The 17,097-nt window shown below is 64.6% G+C and carries 15 protein-coding genes; 10 read left to right on the forward strand and 5 right to left on the reverse strand.

Annotated elements, in window-relative coordinates:
• The 4 genes from nrdF to nrdH all read right to left on the reverse strand — a co-directional run.
• Positions 1–938, reverse strand: a 938-nt coding sequence (gene nrdF / locus ACTIIH_RS13600; RefSeq protein ID WP_441452376.1) for a class 1b ribonucleoside-diphosphate reductase subunit beta, incomplete at its 3' end; no start/stop codon positions are given.
• A 156-nt stretch (positions 939–1,094) separates the two neighbouring features.
• The gene (gene nrdE, locus ACTIIH_RS13605) at positions 1,095–3,221 is read right to left on the reverse strand and encodes a class 1b ribonucleoside-diphosphate reductase subunit alpha (protein ID WP_441452397.1); all 2,127 of its coding nucleotides are present in this window, start codon (positions 3,219–3,221) and stop codon (positions 1,095–1,097) included.
• Between the two features lie 5 nt (positions 3,222–3,226).
• A complete protein-coding gene (gene nrdI / locus ACTIIH_RS13610) occupies positions 3,227–3,640 on the reverse strand; it encodes a class Ib ribonucleoside-diphosphate reductase assembly flavoprotein NrdI (protein WP_441091127.1) in 414 nt (137 codons plus the stop codon).
• A 2-nt stretch (positions 3,641–3,642) separates the two neighbouring features.
• Complete coding sequence (gene nrdH, locus ACTIIH_RS13615) at positions 3,643–3,888, reverse strand: glutaredoxin-like protein NrdH (RefSeq protein ID WP_025778731.1); 246 nt, start codon at positions 3,886–3,888, stop codon at positions 3,643–3,645.
• Between the two features lie 702 nt (positions 3,889–4,590).
• On the opposite strand from nrdH, the gene ACTIIH_RS13620 reads away from it, so the two are divergent.
• The 7 genes from ACTIIH_RS13620 (at position 4,591) to ACTIIH_RS13650 (ending at position 11,129) form a co-directional block, all read left to right on the forward strand.
• Entirely contained in the window at positions 4,591–5,586 is a 996-nt protein-coding gene (locus ACTIIH_RS13620; protein WP_025778733.1) for an AAA family ATPase, read from the forward strand.
• A gap of 12 nt (positions 5,587–5,598) precedes the next feature.
• On the forward strand, positions 5,599–6,483 hold the full coding sequence (locus ACTIIH_RS13625) for a DUF58 domain-containing protein (protein WP_441452379.1): 885 nt from the start codon (positions 5,599–5,601) through the stop codon (positions 6,481–6,483).
• Complete coding sequence (locus ACTIIH_RS13630; RefSeq protein ID WP_441452380.1) at positions 6,470–6,922, forward strand: hypothetical protein; 453 nt, start codon at positions 6,470–6,472, stop codon at positions 6,920–6,922. Before ACTIIH_RS13625 ends, ACTIIH_RS13630 begins: the two co-directional genes overlap by 14 nt.
• Positions 6,913–7,887 (forward strand): vWA domain-containing protein, encoded by a 975-nt coding sequence (locus ACTIIH_RS13635; RefSeq protein WP_441452382.1) that lies wholly within the window; start codon positions 6,913–6,915, stop codon positions 7,885–7,887. Before ACTIIH_RS13630 ends, ACTIIH_RS13635 begins: the two co-directional genes overlap by 10 nt.
• Positions 7,884–9,089: a vWA domain-containing protein gene (locus tag ACTIIH_RS13640; RefSeq protein ID WP_441452384.1), complete on the forward strand. Its 1,206-nt coding sequence runs from the start codon at positions 7,884–7,886 to the stop codon at positions 9,087–9,089. The genes ACTIIH_RS13635 and ACTIIH_RS13640 overlap by 4 nt, the downstream gene beginning before the upstream one ends.
• A complete protein-coding gene (locus ACTIIH_RS13645; protein ID WP_441452386.1) occupies positions 9,086–9,871 on the forward strand; it encodes a hypothetical protein in 786 nt (261 codons plus the stop codon). Before ACTIIH_RS13640 ends, ACTIIH_RS13645 begins: the two co-directional genes overlap by 4 nt.
• A gap of 70 nt (positions 9,872–9,941) precedes the next feature.
• A complete protein-coding gene (locus ACTIIH_RS13650; RefSeq protein WP_441452388.1) occupies positions 9,942–11,129 on the forward strand; it encodes a histidinol-phosphate transaminase in 1,188 nt (395 codons plus the stop codon).
• A 54-nt stretch (positions 11,130–11,183) separates the two neighbouring features.
• Here ACTIIH_RS13650 and ACTIIH_RS13655 read toward each other — a convergent pair whose 3' ends face one another.
• Positions 11,184–12,605 (reverse strand): PucR family transcriptional regulator, encoded by a 1,422-nt coding sequence (locus tag ACTIIH_RS13655; RefSeq protein ID WP_441452390.1) that lies wholly within the window; start codon positions 12,603–12,605, stop codon positions 11,184–11,186.
• A gap of 144 nt (positions 12,606–12,749) precedes the next feature.
• Between ACTIIH_RS13655 and speB the strand changes: the two genes are divergently transcribed.
• From speB to ACTIIH_RS13670, 3 genes are read left to right on the forward strand one after another with little or no spacing between them, the layout of a single operon-like run.
• Positions 12,750–13,760 (forward strand): agmatinase, encoded by a 1,011-nt coding sequence (gene speB, locus ACTIIH_RS13660; RefSeq protein ID WP_441452392.1) that lies wholly within the window; start codon positions 12,750–12,752, stop codon positions 13,758–13,760.
• A 2-nt stretch (positions 13,761–13,762) separates the two neighbouring features.
• Positions 13,763–15,466, forward strand: coding sequence for a thiamine pyrophosphate-binding protein (locus ACTIIH_RS13665; RefSeq protein WP_441452394.1), 1,704 nt, complete (start codon positions 13,763–13,765; stop codon positions 15,464–15,466).
• Between the two features lie 24 nt (positions 15,467–15,490).
• Entirely contained in the window at positions 15,491–17,017 is a 1,527-nt protein-coding gene (locus ACTIIH_RS13670; RefSeq protein ID WP_441452395.1) for a sodium:solute symporter, read from the forward strand.
• The last annotated feature ends 80 nt before the right edge of the window (positions 17,018–17,097 follow it).

A 17,097-nucleotide genomic window follows, 5' to 3' on the forward strand; every position in this document is an offset into this window, starting at 1 on the left:
GCCTTGCCGATGACGTAGGACGAACCCGAACCGGAGAAGAAGTCGTGGTTCTCATCGCTGCCGGGTGAGAGAGCCGCGAGGATCGCCGGATTGACCTTCGTGACCTCCTTGGGGAACATCGCCTCGTAGCCGAGGTTCATCAGCGCCTTGTTGGCGTTGTAGTGGAGGAACATCTTGCAGTCCTCCGACAGGCCCACCGGATCGTAGATGTCGTGGGTGTAGGCGACCTCGTTCTCGTAGAGCTCGAACATGAGGTTCATGGTGTAGTCCTTGAGCTCCTGCTTGCGCTCCTCGGACTGCGACTCCAGACCCTTCTGGTACTTGTAGCCGATGTAGTAGCCGTGCACGGCCTCATCGCGGATGATCAGACGGATGAGGTCAGCTGTGTTCGTCAGCTTGGCGTGTGCCGACCAGTACATGGGCAGGTAGAAGCCCGAGTAGAAGAGGAAGGACTCGAGCAGCGTCGAGGCGACCTTGCGCTTGAGCGGATCGTCTCCCCGGTAGTAGCTGAGGATGATATCGGCCTTGGACTGCAGGTACTTGTTCTCACGCGACCAGCGGAAGGCCTCGTCGATCTCCTTCGTCGAGCACAGGGTCGAGAAGATGGAGGAGTACGACTTCGCGTGGACGCTTTCCATGAATGCGATGTTCGTCAGTACGGCCTCTTCGTGCGGGGTCACCGCATCCGGGATGAGCGAGATCGCACCGACAGTGCCCTGGATCGTGTCGAGCAGGGTCAGACCGGTGAAGACGCGCATCGTCAGCGTCTTCTCATCATCGGTCAGAGTCGCCCAGGACTGGATGTCGTTGCTCAGCGGGACCTTCTCCGGCAGCCAGAAGTTGCCGGTCAGGCGATCCCAGACCTCATCATCGATCGGATCGACGACGCGGTTCCAGTTGATGGCGTCGACATGCGATGCCAGAGTCAGATTCTCCAACGCTTTCTCTCTTCCCAAAGTGCTGTTCGTCGTGAGTACGATTTGTCTGCGCGATTGTCTGCACGGCAGACGAAAGTCATATGCGCGCCCGGCCGGTGGCGTGGGGCCCGCACGAAGCCGGCGGACCGATTCACATCGGTCCGCCGATTCCATTGATCAGAGCATGCAGGAGACGCAGCCTTCGACCTCTGTGCCCTGCAGAGCAAGCTGCCGGAGCCGGATGTAGTAGATGGTCTTGATTCCCTTGCGCCAGGCGTAGATCTGCGCCTTGTTGATGTCACGAGTGGTAGCGGTGTCCATGAAGAACAGCGTCAGCGACAGCCCCTGGTCCACGTGCTTCGTGGCCTCGGCATACGTGTCGATGATCTTCTCGTAGCCGATCTCGTAGGCGTCCTGGTAATACTCGAGGTTGTCGTTGTCCATGAAGGGAGCCGGGTAGTACACGCGGCCGACTTTGCCCTCCTTGCGGATTTCGATCTTCGAGGCCACCGGGTGGATCGACGAGGTCGAGTTGTTGATGTATGAGATCGAACCGGTCGGCGGCACGGCCTGGAGGTTCTGGTTGTAGAGGCCGTGCTCGGCCACTTGAGCCTTGAGCTCTCGCCAGTCGTCCTGCGTCGGGATGTGCACGTTCGCTGCGGAGAACAGTTCGGCCACACGAGCGGTGCGCGGCTGCCAGGCCTCATCGGTGTACTTGTCGAAGTATTCGCCGGTGGCGTACTTCGACCGCTCGAAGCCGGCGAAGGTCTCACCGCGTTCCTTCGCGATCTCCATCGACGCGCGCACACAGTGGTAGGCGACGGTGTAGAAGTACATGTTCGTGAAGTCCAGGCCCTCATCGGAGCCGTAGTAGATGTGCTCCCGAGCCAGATAGCCGTGGAGGTTCATCTGCCCCAGGCCGATGGCATGCGACATGTCGTTGCCGCGGGCGATCGAGGGCACGGACTGGATGTTCGAGGTCTCGGCGACAGCGGTGAGTCCCCGGATCGCGGTCTCGATGGTCTGACCGAAGTTGTCCGAGTCCATCGTCAGAGCGATGTTGAGCGAACCGAGGTTGCAGGAGATGTCCTTGCCGACGACGTCGTAGCCGAGATCATCGTCGTACTTGCTGGGTTCGGAGACCTGGAGGATCTCCGAGCAGAGGTTGGACATGATGATCTTGCCGTCGATCGGGTTCGCCTTGTTGACGGTGTCCTCGAACATCACGTACGGGTACCCGGACTCGAACTGGATCTCGGCCAGAGTCTGGAAGAACTCACGGGCATTGATCTTCTTCTTCTTGATCGCCGCGTTGTCGACGAGCTCGGTGTACTTCTCGGTGACATTGATGTCGGAGAAGGGCACACCGTAGACGCGCTCAACGTCGTAGGGGCTGAAGAGGTACATGTCCTCGTTGCGCTTGGCCAGCTCGAAGGTGATGTCAGGGATCACAACACCCAGGGACAGGGTCTTGATTCGGATCTTCTCATCGGCGTTCTCGCGTTTGGTGTCGAGGAACTTGTAGATGTCGGGGTGGTGGGCGTGCAGGTACACGGCACCGGCGCCCTGACGCGCTCCGAGCTGGTTGGCGTAGGAGAACGAGTCCTCGAGCAGCTTCATCACGGGGATGACGCCGGAGGACTGGTTCTCGATCTTCTTGATCGGGGCACCGGACTCGCGGATGTTCGTCAGAGCGAAGGCCACACCGCCTCCGCGCTTGGACAGCTGCAACGCAGAGTTGATGGAGCGGCCGATCGACTCCATATTGTCTTCGATGCGCAGCAGGAAGCAGGAGACGAGCTCGCCGCGCTGCCTCTTTCCGGCGTTGAGGAACGTCGGGGTGGCCGGCTGGAAACGGCCAGCGATGATCTCGTCGACGAGCTGGGTGGCCAGCGTCTCGTCGCCACGGGCCAGGAAGAGAGCGACCATGACGACGCGGTCCTCGAAGCGTTCGAGGTAGCGCTTCCCGTCGAAGGTCTTCAGCGTGTAGGAGGTGTAGAACTTGAACGCACCGAGGAAGGTCTGGAATCGGAACTTCTGATCATAGGCGCGTGTCGACAGCTGTTCGATGAACTCGAACGAATACTGGTCCAGGACCTCGGGCTCGTAGTAGTCCTTCTCGACGAGGTAGTCGAGCTTCTCCTTGAGGTTGTGGAAGAAGACGGTGTTGTTGTTCACGTGCTGCAGGAAGTACTGGCGGGCAGCCTGCTTGTCACGTTCGAACTGGATTCTGCCGTCCTCGTCGTACAGGTTCAGCATCGCGTTGAGCGCGTGGTAATCCAGATCCGTCTCTTCGCGGATGATGTCCTCTACATTGCGGTCTTCAGCGAGCTCGCGCACAGTTTGTCCAATCCTAGGTTGACAGCGTCGACATCTTCCTGAGTGCCCAGGAGTTCGACTCGATACATGAGGGGTACTTGACACTTTGCCGCGACCTTGAAGGCCGCGCGGCAGTAGTCCTCGCCGAAGTTCGTGTTTCCGGCGCCGATGACACCGACGAGATGACGGCGGTTCTCTTCGACATTGAGGAATCTGATGACTTGCTTGGGAACAGCCCCGCGATTGCGACCGGCCCCATAGGTGGGGGTGACGAGAACGAATGGCTCATCCACTCGCAACGTCGGCTCCGTGGTCAACGTCGGCAACCGCACTGCCGGGTGACGCAGCTTCGCGACGAAGCGGTGCGTGTACTCGGAGTTGGCAGAGAAGTAGACCAGCAGCATTGTCAGGCCACGACGGACGCAGACTGTTCGCCGGTCAGGGTGGCGATCTTGTCCGGGCGGAAGCCCGACCAGTGATCGTTGTCGGTGACGACGACGGGAGCCTGCATGTAGCCCATCGCCTTGACGACATCGAGGGCGTTCTCGTCGACGCTGAGATCGACCGACTTGTACTTCAGGCCCTTGGCGTCGAGAGCACGGTAGGTGGCGTTGCACTGGACGCAAGCTGGCTTGGTGTACACGGTGATCATGACGACTCCTTCAATCTGCTGTGCAGTTCGGCATTCTGATGGCTGTGACCGTGTCCCGTCAACTGCTCGATCATGATGAATATCACCAGACGCAGGCTCAGGGGTGACCACTAGATGTTGTGTTCGGGTTAGACCTTACCCCTATATCCAGTGTTACACCAGTGTCATTTGCAGGTTCCACACCCTGTGGCATCACCGTCCACAATCGTCCACAGGCTGTGAACGACAGTCATGTAGTTCGATCACCTGCGCGGACGCTGGGATCGGCGGCTTCAGGACCGATTTTCGACCCGTTCTCCACCTCCGTTTTCCACCGCTTTCCACAGGAAAAATTTTTGCCTGTGGGCATGTCGCGGAGCCCACGACCGACGATTCCGAACTCCTTCGTGCGGCACCGATCACGTCGGAGCGGAGGCGATCATCACAGCACCTCCTCACATCAGTCCGTCGGTTCCATCGACGCTACAGCCCGGTCCTGACACGAGGTGGCCGCACTGTGAATGGCAGGTGTTGGACGAACGCACGTCGGACTTGGCACTGCTCTGTGTGTCAGCACTGCAACGTTCCCGGCTGTTGCGTGTCAGTGCCAGCCAATATGCTGGAGACCACAGAAACGCATCAGACGGCGTGGCTGAACGACCACAGTGACACCGAAAGACACATGGCGTCGAGCGACCAGTGACACCGAGAGACTGAGGGACCATGACGGCAACGGCACCGGCGAACACGCAGGAGATCGCGCACGCACAGACGATCCTCAAGGCCTTGGAGTCCTACCTCGACCATTTCGTCGTCGGGCAGCAGCGCCTGCGCGAATCCCTGCTCATCGGGCTCCTCTCCAGCGGTCACCTGCTGTTGGAGAGCGTGCCGGGTCTGGCGAAGACCACGGCCGCTGCAGCGCTGGCCAATGCCGTGGACGGACAGTTCTCCCGCATCCAGTGCACTCCTGACCTGCTGCCGGCCGACATCATCGGCTCGCAGATCTACAACGCGCATGAGGGCTCGTTCAATACGGTGCTCGGCCCCGTGCATGCGAACATCGTCCTCCTCGACGAGATCAACCGGTCATCGGCGAAGACTCAGTCGGCGATGCTCGAGGCCATGCAGGAGAAGCAGACGACGATCGGGGGCAAACGCTTCGAACTCCCCCGCCCCTTCCTCGTCATGGCCACACAGAACCCGATCGAGCAGGAGGGCACCTACCAGCTGCCGGAAGCCCAGCTCGACCGGTTCATGATCAAGGATCTGCTCACCCACCCGAACCCCGGCGAGGAGGTCGAGATCCTCTCCCGCCTCGACTCCGGAGTCTTCGACAAGGATTCGGTGCCCGATCCGGCCTGCACCCTCGACGATGTCGTGACCATGCAGAGCTATGCCCGCACCGTCTACATCGACCCGGCCATCACCCGCTACCTCGTCGAGCTCGTCCACGCCACCCGCAATACGACGAAGTACCTCGGGCGATTCGCCCCATACATCGAATACGGAGCCAGTCCGCGTGCCTCCATCGCGTTCACGAACGCCGGCCGGGCACTGGCGATGATCCGCGGCCGCAACTACGTCATCCCCGAAGACATCAAGGACCTCGCCCACAGAGTACTGGCCCACCGCATCCAACTGGGCTTCGAAGCCGCCGCCGAGAACATCACGAGCGCCCAGATCGTCGATGCCCTCCTCATGGCCGTGCCCACCCCCTGAGCGGCGATACCCATGACTGTCCTGCTCAATCGCATCAAGGCGCGGATGACCATCCACGCCCACCGGCGGACCCGGCGCCTCCTCGACGGGGACTACTCCTCGGTCTTCCACGGCCACAGCCTCGACTTCGATGATCTGCGTGACTACATCCCCGGTGACGAGATCCGCGACATCGACTGGAAAGCCACGGCCCGGCACACCGAGCCCCTGGTCAAACGCTATGTCGCCCACCGCAGGCACATCCTCGGACTCGTCGTCGACACCTCCCGCAACTTCGACGCCGTGACCTCCGCCGGCGCCGACAAACGCCACCTGGCCATCCTCATGGCCGGGATGGTCGGCTACCTCGCCGTCCGTCATGCCGACGACGTCATGCTCATCCACGGACATGCCGGTCACACCACCGCCTCCCCGCGGAAGGGCAGCGAGGCCCACCTCGAACACCTCCTGCAGCAGATCCTCGCCGAGACCGGCACCACCTCCCCCGGGTCGATCAACACCCAGCTGCAGTGGATCACCAGCCACATCAACCATCGGATGCTGCTCGTCGTCATCTCCGATCAGGCCCCGCTGGGACCGGAGGCCGAAGCGACGATCCGCCGACTGCGCGCCCAACACGAGGTCCTGTGGATCACGATCAGCGACGCGGACCTCGCGGGTCTGCCGGCCGCCTCGGCGCCGTTCGACGTCGCCCGCCCCGACCGCGGGCTGCCGACCTCGGTGATGACGAAACCGGAGGTCAGACAGGAGTTCGCCCTCGCCGAGGCGGCCCGCTGTCAGCAGCGGAACGACCTTCTCGCGAAACTGGGGATCTCCCATATCGAAATCGACCATCCGAAGTCGGCCCTCGGCCGGCTCCACACTCTTCTGCTGAGGCATCGCCGTGGGCCCCGCTGAGCTCATCGGGCCCCTGGAGGTCTCACCGGCGTGGTACGTAGCGGCCTGCTTCGTGCTGCTGCTGGTGCTCGGAAGTTTCTTCGCCCCGCTCTTCCGCTCCGCTGCCGGAGTCACCGCAGCGGCGGGTCCGCGCATCCCGATTCCCGTGCGCAGCACCTACCTCTCCCGCATCAGCGCGGTGGAGACGGGCTTGAGCGCCGAGTCCGCGGACGTGCGCGAATCGGCACAGGAACTGGCAGCGATCGTGCGCGAATTCGCCCATGACGCGTGGGGCGTCAAAGCCGAACATCTGACCTACCGCGATGCGGCCGTCGCCGGTCTCGATGACCTCGCGGACTGCCTGCTCGGCCTCTATGAGGCGGAGTTCGCCGAAGCGGAACCGGCGGGTCTGCAGCCGCAGATCGCCGAGGCCAGGAAGCTGGTGGCGCGATGGTCCTGATGTTCTGGTGGCTGGCGCTCATCCTGCTGGTCCTCGCCGCAGCCGCGGTCTACTTCTTCCGCCGTCCGAAGTCGACAGAGTCCTCTTTGGCCGTGGCCCACAGCGGACGGATGACGAGCCTGCCGAGTTTCCGCAGAGCCATGCGCGGACGGCTGGTGACCACGGTCGCCCTCCTCGGCGTCGTCGTCCTCACCGGACTGTCCGCGCTGGCGGGAATCGCTCGCCCGGCCTGGATCGAGACGGTCAATCCGGAACGGAAGATGCGCGATGTCATGCTCTGCCTCGATGTGTCCGGCTCGATGCTCGGCTACGATGCCGATCTGCTCGAGTCCTACCAGGAACTCGTCGACCGCTTCGACGGCGAACGCATCGGACTGACCGTCTTCAACGCCACCGCGGTCTCCGCATTCCCGCTCACCGACGACTACGACATGGTCCAGAACTACCTCGCCGAGGCCGAGGAGGGGTTCCGCACCTGGGGCGCCGAGGGCACCGACTACTCATGGTCGACCTCGCCCCCGAACATCGGCGGTTCCTCACTCATCGGCGACGGGCTCGTCAGCTGCGTCGACAACTTCGATCGACAGAACGAGGACCGGTCCCGGTCGGTCATCTTCGCCACGGACAATATGCTCGCCGGTGAGCCGCTCTTCGAACTCAACGAAGCCGCCGATATCGCCGTCGACGCGAAGGTCCGCGTCTACAGCCTCTCCCCTCCCTCGGTGCTGACGACCACTCAGACGAAGGAGCTGCGTTCCGTGTCCGACCGCACCGGCGGCGAACAGTTCGACATGGGCTCGGCCTCGACGATCGACCGCATCGTCGAGGAGATCCAGAGCCAGGAGGCGGCGAACACGCCCGGGCGGTCGTACACGATCGTCCATGACATGCCGATGGTTCCGCTCGGCATCGCCGTCTTCGGCCTCGCCGGAGTGTTCGTGCTGGCATGGAGGACGAAATCATGATCTTCGATCCCGTCTTCACCTGGTTCGGCTGGGGCTTCATCGTCCTCGCCCTGCTCATTGTGTGCATCATTCCGGCTGTCCGCGGCGACGGTCCGCGCTGGAGGTGGTTCGCCCGCATGGGCGTCGTCGCCCTGCTCGCACTCGCTCTGGCCCGCCCCGGCATCCCCATCAAGTCATCGACCGAGGAGTACGAAGCGCGAGCCGATGTGTACTTCGTCGTCGACGTCACGACGTCGATGGCTGCCGAGGACTTCGACGGGAACGACACACGCCTGGCCGGGGTCAAGGAGGACATGCTCGAACTCGCCGATGCCTTCCCCGGCACCCGGCTGAGCATCATCACCTTCGCGTCGACCGCAGCCACCGTGATGCCGCTGACGACCGATCACGCCGCCTTCGCCTCGGCCGTCGACGTCCTCGAACCCGAGTCGTCCATGAACTCGAGGGGATCGTCGATCACCGAGGCCGGTGAGGAGCTCGAGAAGCGGATGACCTCGAACGATGAGGACCGCCCGGAGAACAAGGACGTCGTGTTCTACTTCGGCGACGGTGAACAGACCGTGTCGGAGACTCCGGAATCGTGGTCGTCGTTCGGCTCCCGCATCGACAGCGGAGCCGTCTTCGGCTACGGCACCGAACAAGGCGGGAAGATGCGCGACAGCCAGCCGTTCGGCTACGGGTCCGGAGTCGGTGATCCCGGCACTGCGCCCGGCATCGGCGCCCCCGATGACCCCGAAGACGATCAGGCACCATCCGAATACGTCCAGGACCGCAACGGCGAACCCGGGATCTCGACGATCGACGAGGGCAACCTGCGCCGGATCGCCTCTGACCTCGGCGTCGACTACCACCACCGCGACGGAACAGGTGCGATCTCCAGCGTCTACACCGCTCCGAAATACGATCAGGCCCTGGTGAAGAAGGACGGCCGGGTCACCGTCGACGAATACTATTGGGTCCCGCTCATCCTCGTGTTCGCGTGGATCGCCGTGGAGCTCGTCTTCGGAGTCCGCGAATATCTTCGCCTCAAGGCGATCACCCCGAAACGCCCTCGCCGAGGCGGCCCGCCCGGTCCCGGCGGCCCAGTTCCCTACCAGCAGGTCCCCCAGCAGGCCGTTCCCCATCAGGCGGTTCCCCATCAGGCGGTTCCCCATGGGCCGTCGCCTCACCAATCGGCGCCCTACCGGGGAGGTCCGCGATGAACCGTGTGAAGAACCTGTGGTCACGGCGGCGCCGGATCACGAAGATCAACCTCATCCTCGGCACCATATTCGCCCTGGTGTTCGGCTATATCGCGATGGCCACCTATTTCGGAACGGCCTCGCAGGTCCGATACACCTCGAATGACTTCCCCGGTGCGAAGAAGGCGGCAACGGCGTTCCTTCGGGCCAGCCCGTTCCAACGTCACATCGGCTACTTCAACCGCGGCACCGCCGAGGCGGCCGTCGGCGATTTCGATGCTGCCCAGACCGACCTCGAATCCGCTTTGGAGATCGCTCCGACCTCGGCCGAGTGTGCGGTGCGGATCAACCTGTCCTATGTCTACGAGAAGCAGGCAGATCAGATCGCCTCGCAGGACCCCGACCAGTCGCAGGAGCTCTACGACCGATCGCTGAAGACCCTCGAAGACGCACCCGAGGAATGCCAGCCGAAGAAGAGCGAAGAGAAGCAGAAGAGCAACCAGGCAAAGGAACGCGTCGAGGACAAGAAGCAGGGCGAGAAAGCCAAGGAAGAGGGAACCGACGGCAGCGAGTCCGAGGACGAGGATTCGCAGGAGAAGGACTCCGGGGACGAGAAATCCTCCGGGGATGAAAGCCAGGACCCCGGGAAAGAGGAGGAGAAACCGGACGATTCCTCAGGCAAGTCCGAACGCGAGAAGAGGCGGGACGAGCTGGAGAAGCGCCGCGAGGACTCCGAACGACAGCAGCAACAGCAGGGTCCCGGCGGCGACGGGGGCCGGTCGACCCCGGAGAAACCCTGGTGATCCTCGTCGACGAGGTCTGCCCCCTCCGGGGCGTGGTGGCAGCGCTGATCCGCTGTGACATCATGAGTCCATGAACGTCTCCGACCCCGTTTCTTCAGATTCTGCGTCCACCTCGGCGCCCGGGACTTCGTCCTCGAGCGCATCCGACTCCACCGTTTCGACGTCCGCACCCGCTGCACCGTCACCGCGGCTGCGGGCCGCGTTGGAGACCTTCCCGCCCTATATTCCGGGCCAACCTCCCCGCCAGGTCGAGGGCCTACAGTCGTTTAAACTCTCCTCGAACGAGAACTTCCTGCCTCCCCTGCCGGCGGTCCTCGACACCATGGTCGCCCAGGCGACGAACCCCGCGCTCTACCCCGACGATGCCGCACTGGCCCTGCGTCAGGGACTGGCCGACCGCCTCGGGGTCGGACTCGATCAGCTCGTCGTGACCACCGGAGCCAGCGAACTGATCGTCGCGCTGACCCAGATCACCTCGGACGCCACCACCGAGGCGGTCTACCCGTGGCCATCGTTCGAGATGTATCCGCAGACCACCGGGCTTGTCGGGTCGACCCGCCACGAAGTGCCGCTGACGGCCGAGGGTCGCCACGACCTCGACGCGATGGCGGCGGCGATCACCGAGGCCACCAGCCTCGTCATCCTGTGCTCACCGAACAACCCGACGGGCCCGGTGCTGCGCGACGACGAGGTCCGCGCCTTCCTCGACAAGGTACCTGACCACGTCCTCGTCGCACTCGACGAAGCGTACTGGGAGTTCGCCACCGTGCCCGGACGAGCCGATGGACTCGGTCTTGTCCGCGACTATCCGAACCTCGTTCTGCTGCGCACCTTCTCCAAAGCCCACGGACTCGCCGGACTGCGCGTAGGCTACGCCGTCGCCCATCCGCCGGTCATCGAGGGGCTCCTCAAGGCCGTCATCCCCTTCGGCGTCACCGACCTCAGCCAGGCCGCCGCCCTCGAATCCCTGAGACACTGGGGCGACGTGCTCGAGCGCGCCGGCGAGATCGCACAGACCCGCGATGCCTTCGCCGGCGCTCTGCGCGAACAGGGGTGGGACGTGCCCGAAGCACAGGCGAACTACGTCTGGCTGCCGCTGGGTGAGAAATCCGATGCCTTCGAAGATGCCTGCGTCGAGCAGGCCGTTGCAGTGCGCAACCTCGGTGCCGGTGTGCGCATCAGCATCGGTGAAGACGAGGCTCTCGCCCGGGTGCTTGAGATCGCCGAACGCTTCCGCATCGAGCACTTCGCGGAGTAGTCAGCGAGCACCGCCGCACAGAACGCTGTGCCGGGCAGTCTGTGAGAGGTGAGCCTAGAGTTCGGCGAGTTCGAGGGCCATCGACACCGCCTGTCGCGTCTGGGCACGGGAGAGGTCGCGGCCGAGCAGCTTCTCGATCTTCGCCAACCGCGCCCGCACCGTATGCCGGTGGACCCCCAGTTCGGCAGCAATGCGCTCCCGCGCCCCGGAGGCGGCGATGAACACCCGCAGAGTCTCCAACAGCTCCTGACCACCACGGGCCCGAAAGAGCTCGCCGAGAACCCGGTCGACGAACCGGTCGGCAGCCTCCTCATCGACGGCCGAGAGCAGCGCCCTGACCTCGGACGCCTCGGATTCGTGCTGCGTCCGCCACAGCATCCACGTGTGATGGAGCTGCCCCAACGGAAGTCTCTTCTCCGCAAGCACGTCCAGGCCGGTGACCTCGGCTGCCTTCGCCACCAGCTCGTCGAGCCCGCGCTCCTGCGCGCCGACCACGCCGAGCAGCGAACCGGTGCGGGTGAGCAGACTCCGACCGACGATATCGGCGATGAGTCGTTCGGCCGAGTCCCCACGGACACCGCCGAAGATGTGCATCCCCACCGTCGCCACCGGCGCCAGACCCGTCACCCGCGTCCACTCCCCGCGCGCCTCACCATCGGCCAGATAGGTGTCGAAGAGCAGCGCGCGACCGGAGGGAACGGGCAGATCTGTCAGCGACATCGCCAACAGCGCCGCGGCGGTCGACAGCAGCAGGGCACGTGTCTTCGGTGATCCGGCCACCTCGGCGGGGGTGAGAATCCACCCGAGCGGATGGTCACCGCCGATCGGCACGGCCTCGACGATCCGCGAACCGGTGCGGATCAGTCGAGGTCCCGCCGTCGGTTTCAATGACTCCTCGATGAGCGCCGAACGCACGTCGGCCTCGGCATCGTCCCCACTCAACGCCCGGCCGGTGGGCGAAACGAACCGGACCGGAGCCTCCAGCGTCTCCGCCAGATCGGCCACGAGAGCAGCAGGCCCCTCACCGGCCAATGCGGTCGCGAAACGACGCGCGGCGCTGCTCGCCCGGGTCAGCTCCCTGTTGGTCTCGGCCTCGCGCATCCGGGTGAAGGCATCGACGACGGCGACGAACGGCACAGGCTCGGGCACTCCGAACAGCGCCAGTCCCTCCTCCTGCGCGGCGGCGACGAGCTTCGGCGGGACCTGCTGCCACGGCAGGTCGGAGCCCAGACCGATGCCGAGCGCATGCACGCCGACTGACTTGAGGCGGCGCACATAGTCCGCGACCGTGTCCCCGCCGAGGTCCTGGCCGACCCCGATCGTCAGCAGCACCTCGCCGCCGGCAAGCCATTCGTCGACCTCCGGCAGCTCCGAGGAATGGACGATCGTGACCTCCTGGACCGCAGCAGTGGGCGAGTCGACGATGACGTCGAGAGCGAGTTCGGTGCGTGACCAGATCTGTTCCAAGGTGACCATGCACCCGATTCTATCCATGCTGGACAGCACCAGGTTCAATTGCGCCTCTCTGGACATCGGTGTTGTGTGACCCAGGTCCTAGGCTGGGGACAGAACCCCCGACCCGTCCGGGTCGGGTCAGCCGCCACGACGAAGGAGAAGCCAGTGACGTCTCAGCCGCTCGGCCCTGCCGACTACAGCAAGACACCCCGCTACGCGGGCCCCGCGACGTTCGGACTGCTGCCTCGCATCGACGAGGTCGAAGCCGAGCGTCCCGGTGAGAAGATCGACGTCAAGGTCATCGGCATCCCCTTCGACGCCGGCGTCAGCTACCGTCCCGGCGCCCGCTTCGGACCCGCCCACATCCGCCAGTCCTCGAAGCTGCTGCGCCCCTACAATCAGGCCACGAACGTCCACCCGTTCACCTGGCAGCAGGTCGCCGACTGCGGTGACCTCGGCGTCAACCCCTTCGACATCGAAGAGGCCATCACCACCGTCGAGGCCAACGCCGACGCGATGCGCGCCGACGGAGCCAAGCTGCTCACCCTCGGCGGGGATCACACCCTGGCACTGCCGAACCTGCGCTCCCTGCACAAGACGCACGGGAAGATCGCCGTCCTCCACTTCGATGCGCATCTGGACACCTGGGACACCTACTTCGGTGCGCCCTACACTCACGGCACTCCGTTCCGTCGCGCCAGCGAAGAGGGTCTCATCGATATGACCGCGTCGATGCACATCGGCATCCGCGGTCCCCTCTATGGGAAGAAAGACCTTGAAGACGACGAGGTGCTCGGCTTCCAGATCATCCGCAGTGACGAATACCAGTTCACCTCGGTCGCCGACGTCGTCGCCCGCATGCGCAAGCGACTCGGTGATGCCCCTGTCTACATCTCCGTCGACATCGACGTCCTCGATCCGGCGGCCGCCCCCGGCACCGGCACCCCCGAGGCCGGCGGAATGACCAGCCGTGAGCTGCTCAATTCGATCCGCGGACTCCAGGGACTGGGCGTCGTCGGCGCCGAGATCGTCGAAGTCGCCCCGGCCTACGATCACGCCGAGGTCACCGGACTCGCCGCCGCCCATGTCGGCTACGAGATCCTGTCCCTGTGGGCGGCGGAGAACAACGGAATCACGGCGCCCTCCGGCCCGTCCGGCAGCGCTCTCGGAGTCTGAGCATGAACGACGAACACAACGTCCGCAACGGCGGTCGCGCGGTGGTGGCAACGCTGGCCGCCCACGGTGTCGATACGATCTTCGGCATCCCCGGCACTCACAATCTCGAGTTCTATCGGCATCTGCCGGAGTTCGGGATCCGCGCCGTGACACCGCGGCACGAGCAGGGAGCCGGCTACGGTGCCGACGGGTACTTCCTCGTCTCGGGCAAGCCCGGGGTCGTCATTACGACCTCGGGGCCGGGGCTGACGAATGTCATCACCGCCGCCGCGACCGCCTATGCCGAGTCCCGCCCGATGCTCATCCTCTCCCCCGGTGTGCCCACCGGGTTCGAACGCGCCGACGTCGGCATGCTCCACGAGACGAAGGACTCCTCCGGGGCGGTGGGTCACCTCCTCGTGTCCTCCCAGCGCACCCGCACCGCCGAAGGCGCCGCTCAGGACGTCGCCGAGGCGTTCGCCATGTTCGACTCGGCCCGTCCCGGACCCGTGCACATCGAGGTACCCCTCGACGTGCTCGAGGGGGCATGGAACGGCAGCGTTCCGGTCCCGTTCGCGGGACGCCGCCCCGGACTCGACGATCATGTCGTGGCCCGTGCCGCCGAGGCGATCCGTACGGCCGAGCGCCCGCTGGTCATCGCCGGCGGCGGGGCCCGGCGCGCTCACGCCGAGGTCGCCCGTCTCATCGAGGCCCTCGACGCTCCCCTGGCGACGACGGCCAACGGCAAGGGCATCGTGTCCGAGACGCATCCGCTGTCACTGGGTTCGAACGTGCGCTTCCCCAGCGTGCAGGCCGAGTCCGCGGCTGCCGATGTGCTCATCGTGCTCGGATCCGAACTGGCCGACTCCGACCTGTGGGGCGGAACCATCGGCGCGCAGACGCACATCGGCGTCCGTGATGACTCGGTCTCGCAGACCGTCATCCGCTGCGATATCGACCCCGACCAGCTGAACAAGAACCTGCCCGGGGACATCCTCGCCTGTGCGGACACAGGCGAGTTCCTCATCGCGCTCATGAGCGCGCTCGAAATCGGAGACGACGCGGCCGCCTCGGCGAGCATTGGTGGAACGGAATCGTCCGAACGACACGGATCGGCCGCCTCGGCGAAGGAATCCGGGGCCGATCGGGTCGCCCGAATCAGGGAGAGCTGGGCCACCGATTTCGACTTCGATGCGATCGGTGCCCGGGTCACCCGGCTCGTCGAAGAGGGAGCGGGATCGACCGTCGTCGTCTCCGGTGACTCCTCGCAGGTCACCTACGACGGCACCGTGCACGCCCTGACGGCGAGCACACCCGACCAGCTGCTCTACATGCCCGGATTCGCCACCCTGGGCTACGGCATTCCCGCCGCCCTCGGAGCGAAGCTCGCCGACCCTGCGCGACCGGTCGTGTGCATCCTCGGCGATGGTGCGGCCATGTTCTCCATCCAGGAGCTCATGACCGCAGCCGAGCTGGGACTGGGCATCCCCTTCGTCGTCGTCGACAACGGCGGATACGCGGAGATCGAAGGGCAGATGGTCGACCGCGACATCGAACCCTTCGCCGTCAGGCTCGCCCGCCCGGACTTCGCGAAACTCGGTCAGTCCATGGGCGGGGCCGGGGTGACGATCGCCGAGGCGGACATCGACTCCGCCCTGCCTGCCGCCATCGCCCAGGCGCTCGATCGCACCGTGCCCACCGCCATCCACATCACCGTCGGTCACTGAGCCGATCCAAGAGAAAGGGCCGCTGTGGACTCTTTGGTAGTCATCATCTATCTCGCCGCCATGGTGGGATTCGGAGTCTGGGGCCGATTCAAGGCCCATAACCAGGAGGACTTCCTCGTCGCCGGGCGCCGGCTCGGCGGACTGCTGTACACCGGCACGATGTCGGCCGTCGTCCTCGGCGGCGCGTCGACGATCGGCGGTGTGGGTCTCGGCTACACCGCCGGGCTGTCGGGAATGTGGCTCGTGCTGTCGATCGGTCTGGGCATCATCGTGCTCTCACTGTTCTTCGCTCCGAAGATTCAGAAGCTCGAGATCTACACGGTCTCGCAGATGCTCGAACTCCGCTACGGCAGGGGCTCCCGGTTCGTCTCCGGAGCGATCATGACCGCCTACGGTCTGATGATCTCGACGACGTCGACGGTCGCCTACGCGACGGTCTTCCATACCCTGTTCGACCTCAACAAGGTGTGGTCGGTGCTCATCGGCGGCGGCATCGTCATCCTCTATTCGATGCTCGGCGGAATGTGGTCGATCACGCTGACGGACTTCGTGCAGTTCTTCATCCAGACGATCGGCATCTTCCTCATCATGCTGCCGCTCGTGCTCTCGAAGTCCGGGGGCATCGGTCAGCTGTTCTCCTCGCTGCCCGAATCGCACACCTCACCGGTGGGCATCGGCTGGCAGGCGATCCTCGGCTACATCCTCATCTACACCCTCGGTCTGCTCATCGGCCAGGACATCTGGCAGCGCGTGTTCACCGCTCGCAGCCCGGGTGTGGCCCGGTGGGGCGGATTCTCCGCAGGCGTCTACTGCCTGCTTTACGCCGTCGCCGGTGCGCTCATCGGCATGGCCGCGACGACGATCGTGCCCGGAATCGAGGTCCAGGACGATGTGTTCGCCGCCGTCGTCGATGCCTCCATGTCGCCGGTGCTCGGCGGAATCGTGCTGGCTGCGGCTCTCGCCGCAATGATGTCGACGGCGTCCGGTTCGCTCATGGCCGCCTCGACCGTCTGCCGCCAGGATATCGTCGAACCGATCCTCGCGCGCAAGGATATCGTGGCGGCCTCGGCCGGATCGTCTGCGGACGGCGCAGCGGCGGATGGGTCGGCTGCCTCGGCGAATGGAACCGGATCGGCAACGAGTGCGAGGTCGACGCTCGTGCGGTCGCTGGTGCGCGAGACCGGGGACGAGGTGCGCGACTCGCGCATCTACCTCATCGTGCTCGGCGTCGTCACCCTGGTGCTCGCGATGATCATGCCCAGCGTCGTCGAGGCGCTGACCGTGGCGTACAACCTGCTGGTGGCCGGCCTGTTCATCCCGATCCTCGGCGGCCTCGTGTTCAAGCGCGGTACGATCGTCGGCGTCATGGCCGGAATGATCCTCGGTGCCGTGACCACCGTGGTCGTGATGATCACGATGGGCATCTACTCGAACGAGGCGATCTACCTCGGCCTCATCGCCTCGCTGGTCGGCTACCTCGTCGGGTCCTTCGCATCGAAGCCGACCTCACCCGAGGTCATGGCCGCCTGGAAGGAACGCATCAACCGCTGATTACTACCTGACGGCGGCCCAGCAACCTCGATCCTTCTATGTCTTGTCAAGCGGGTTGAGGAACGGTATCTAGCGCGTTG

The organism is Brevibacterium sp. (genome assembly GCF_052105255.1).
In the GTDB taxonomy this organism is placed as follows: Bacteria; Actinomycetota; Actinomycetes; order Actinomycetales; family Brevibacteriaceae; genus Brevibacterium; species Brevibacterium linens_B.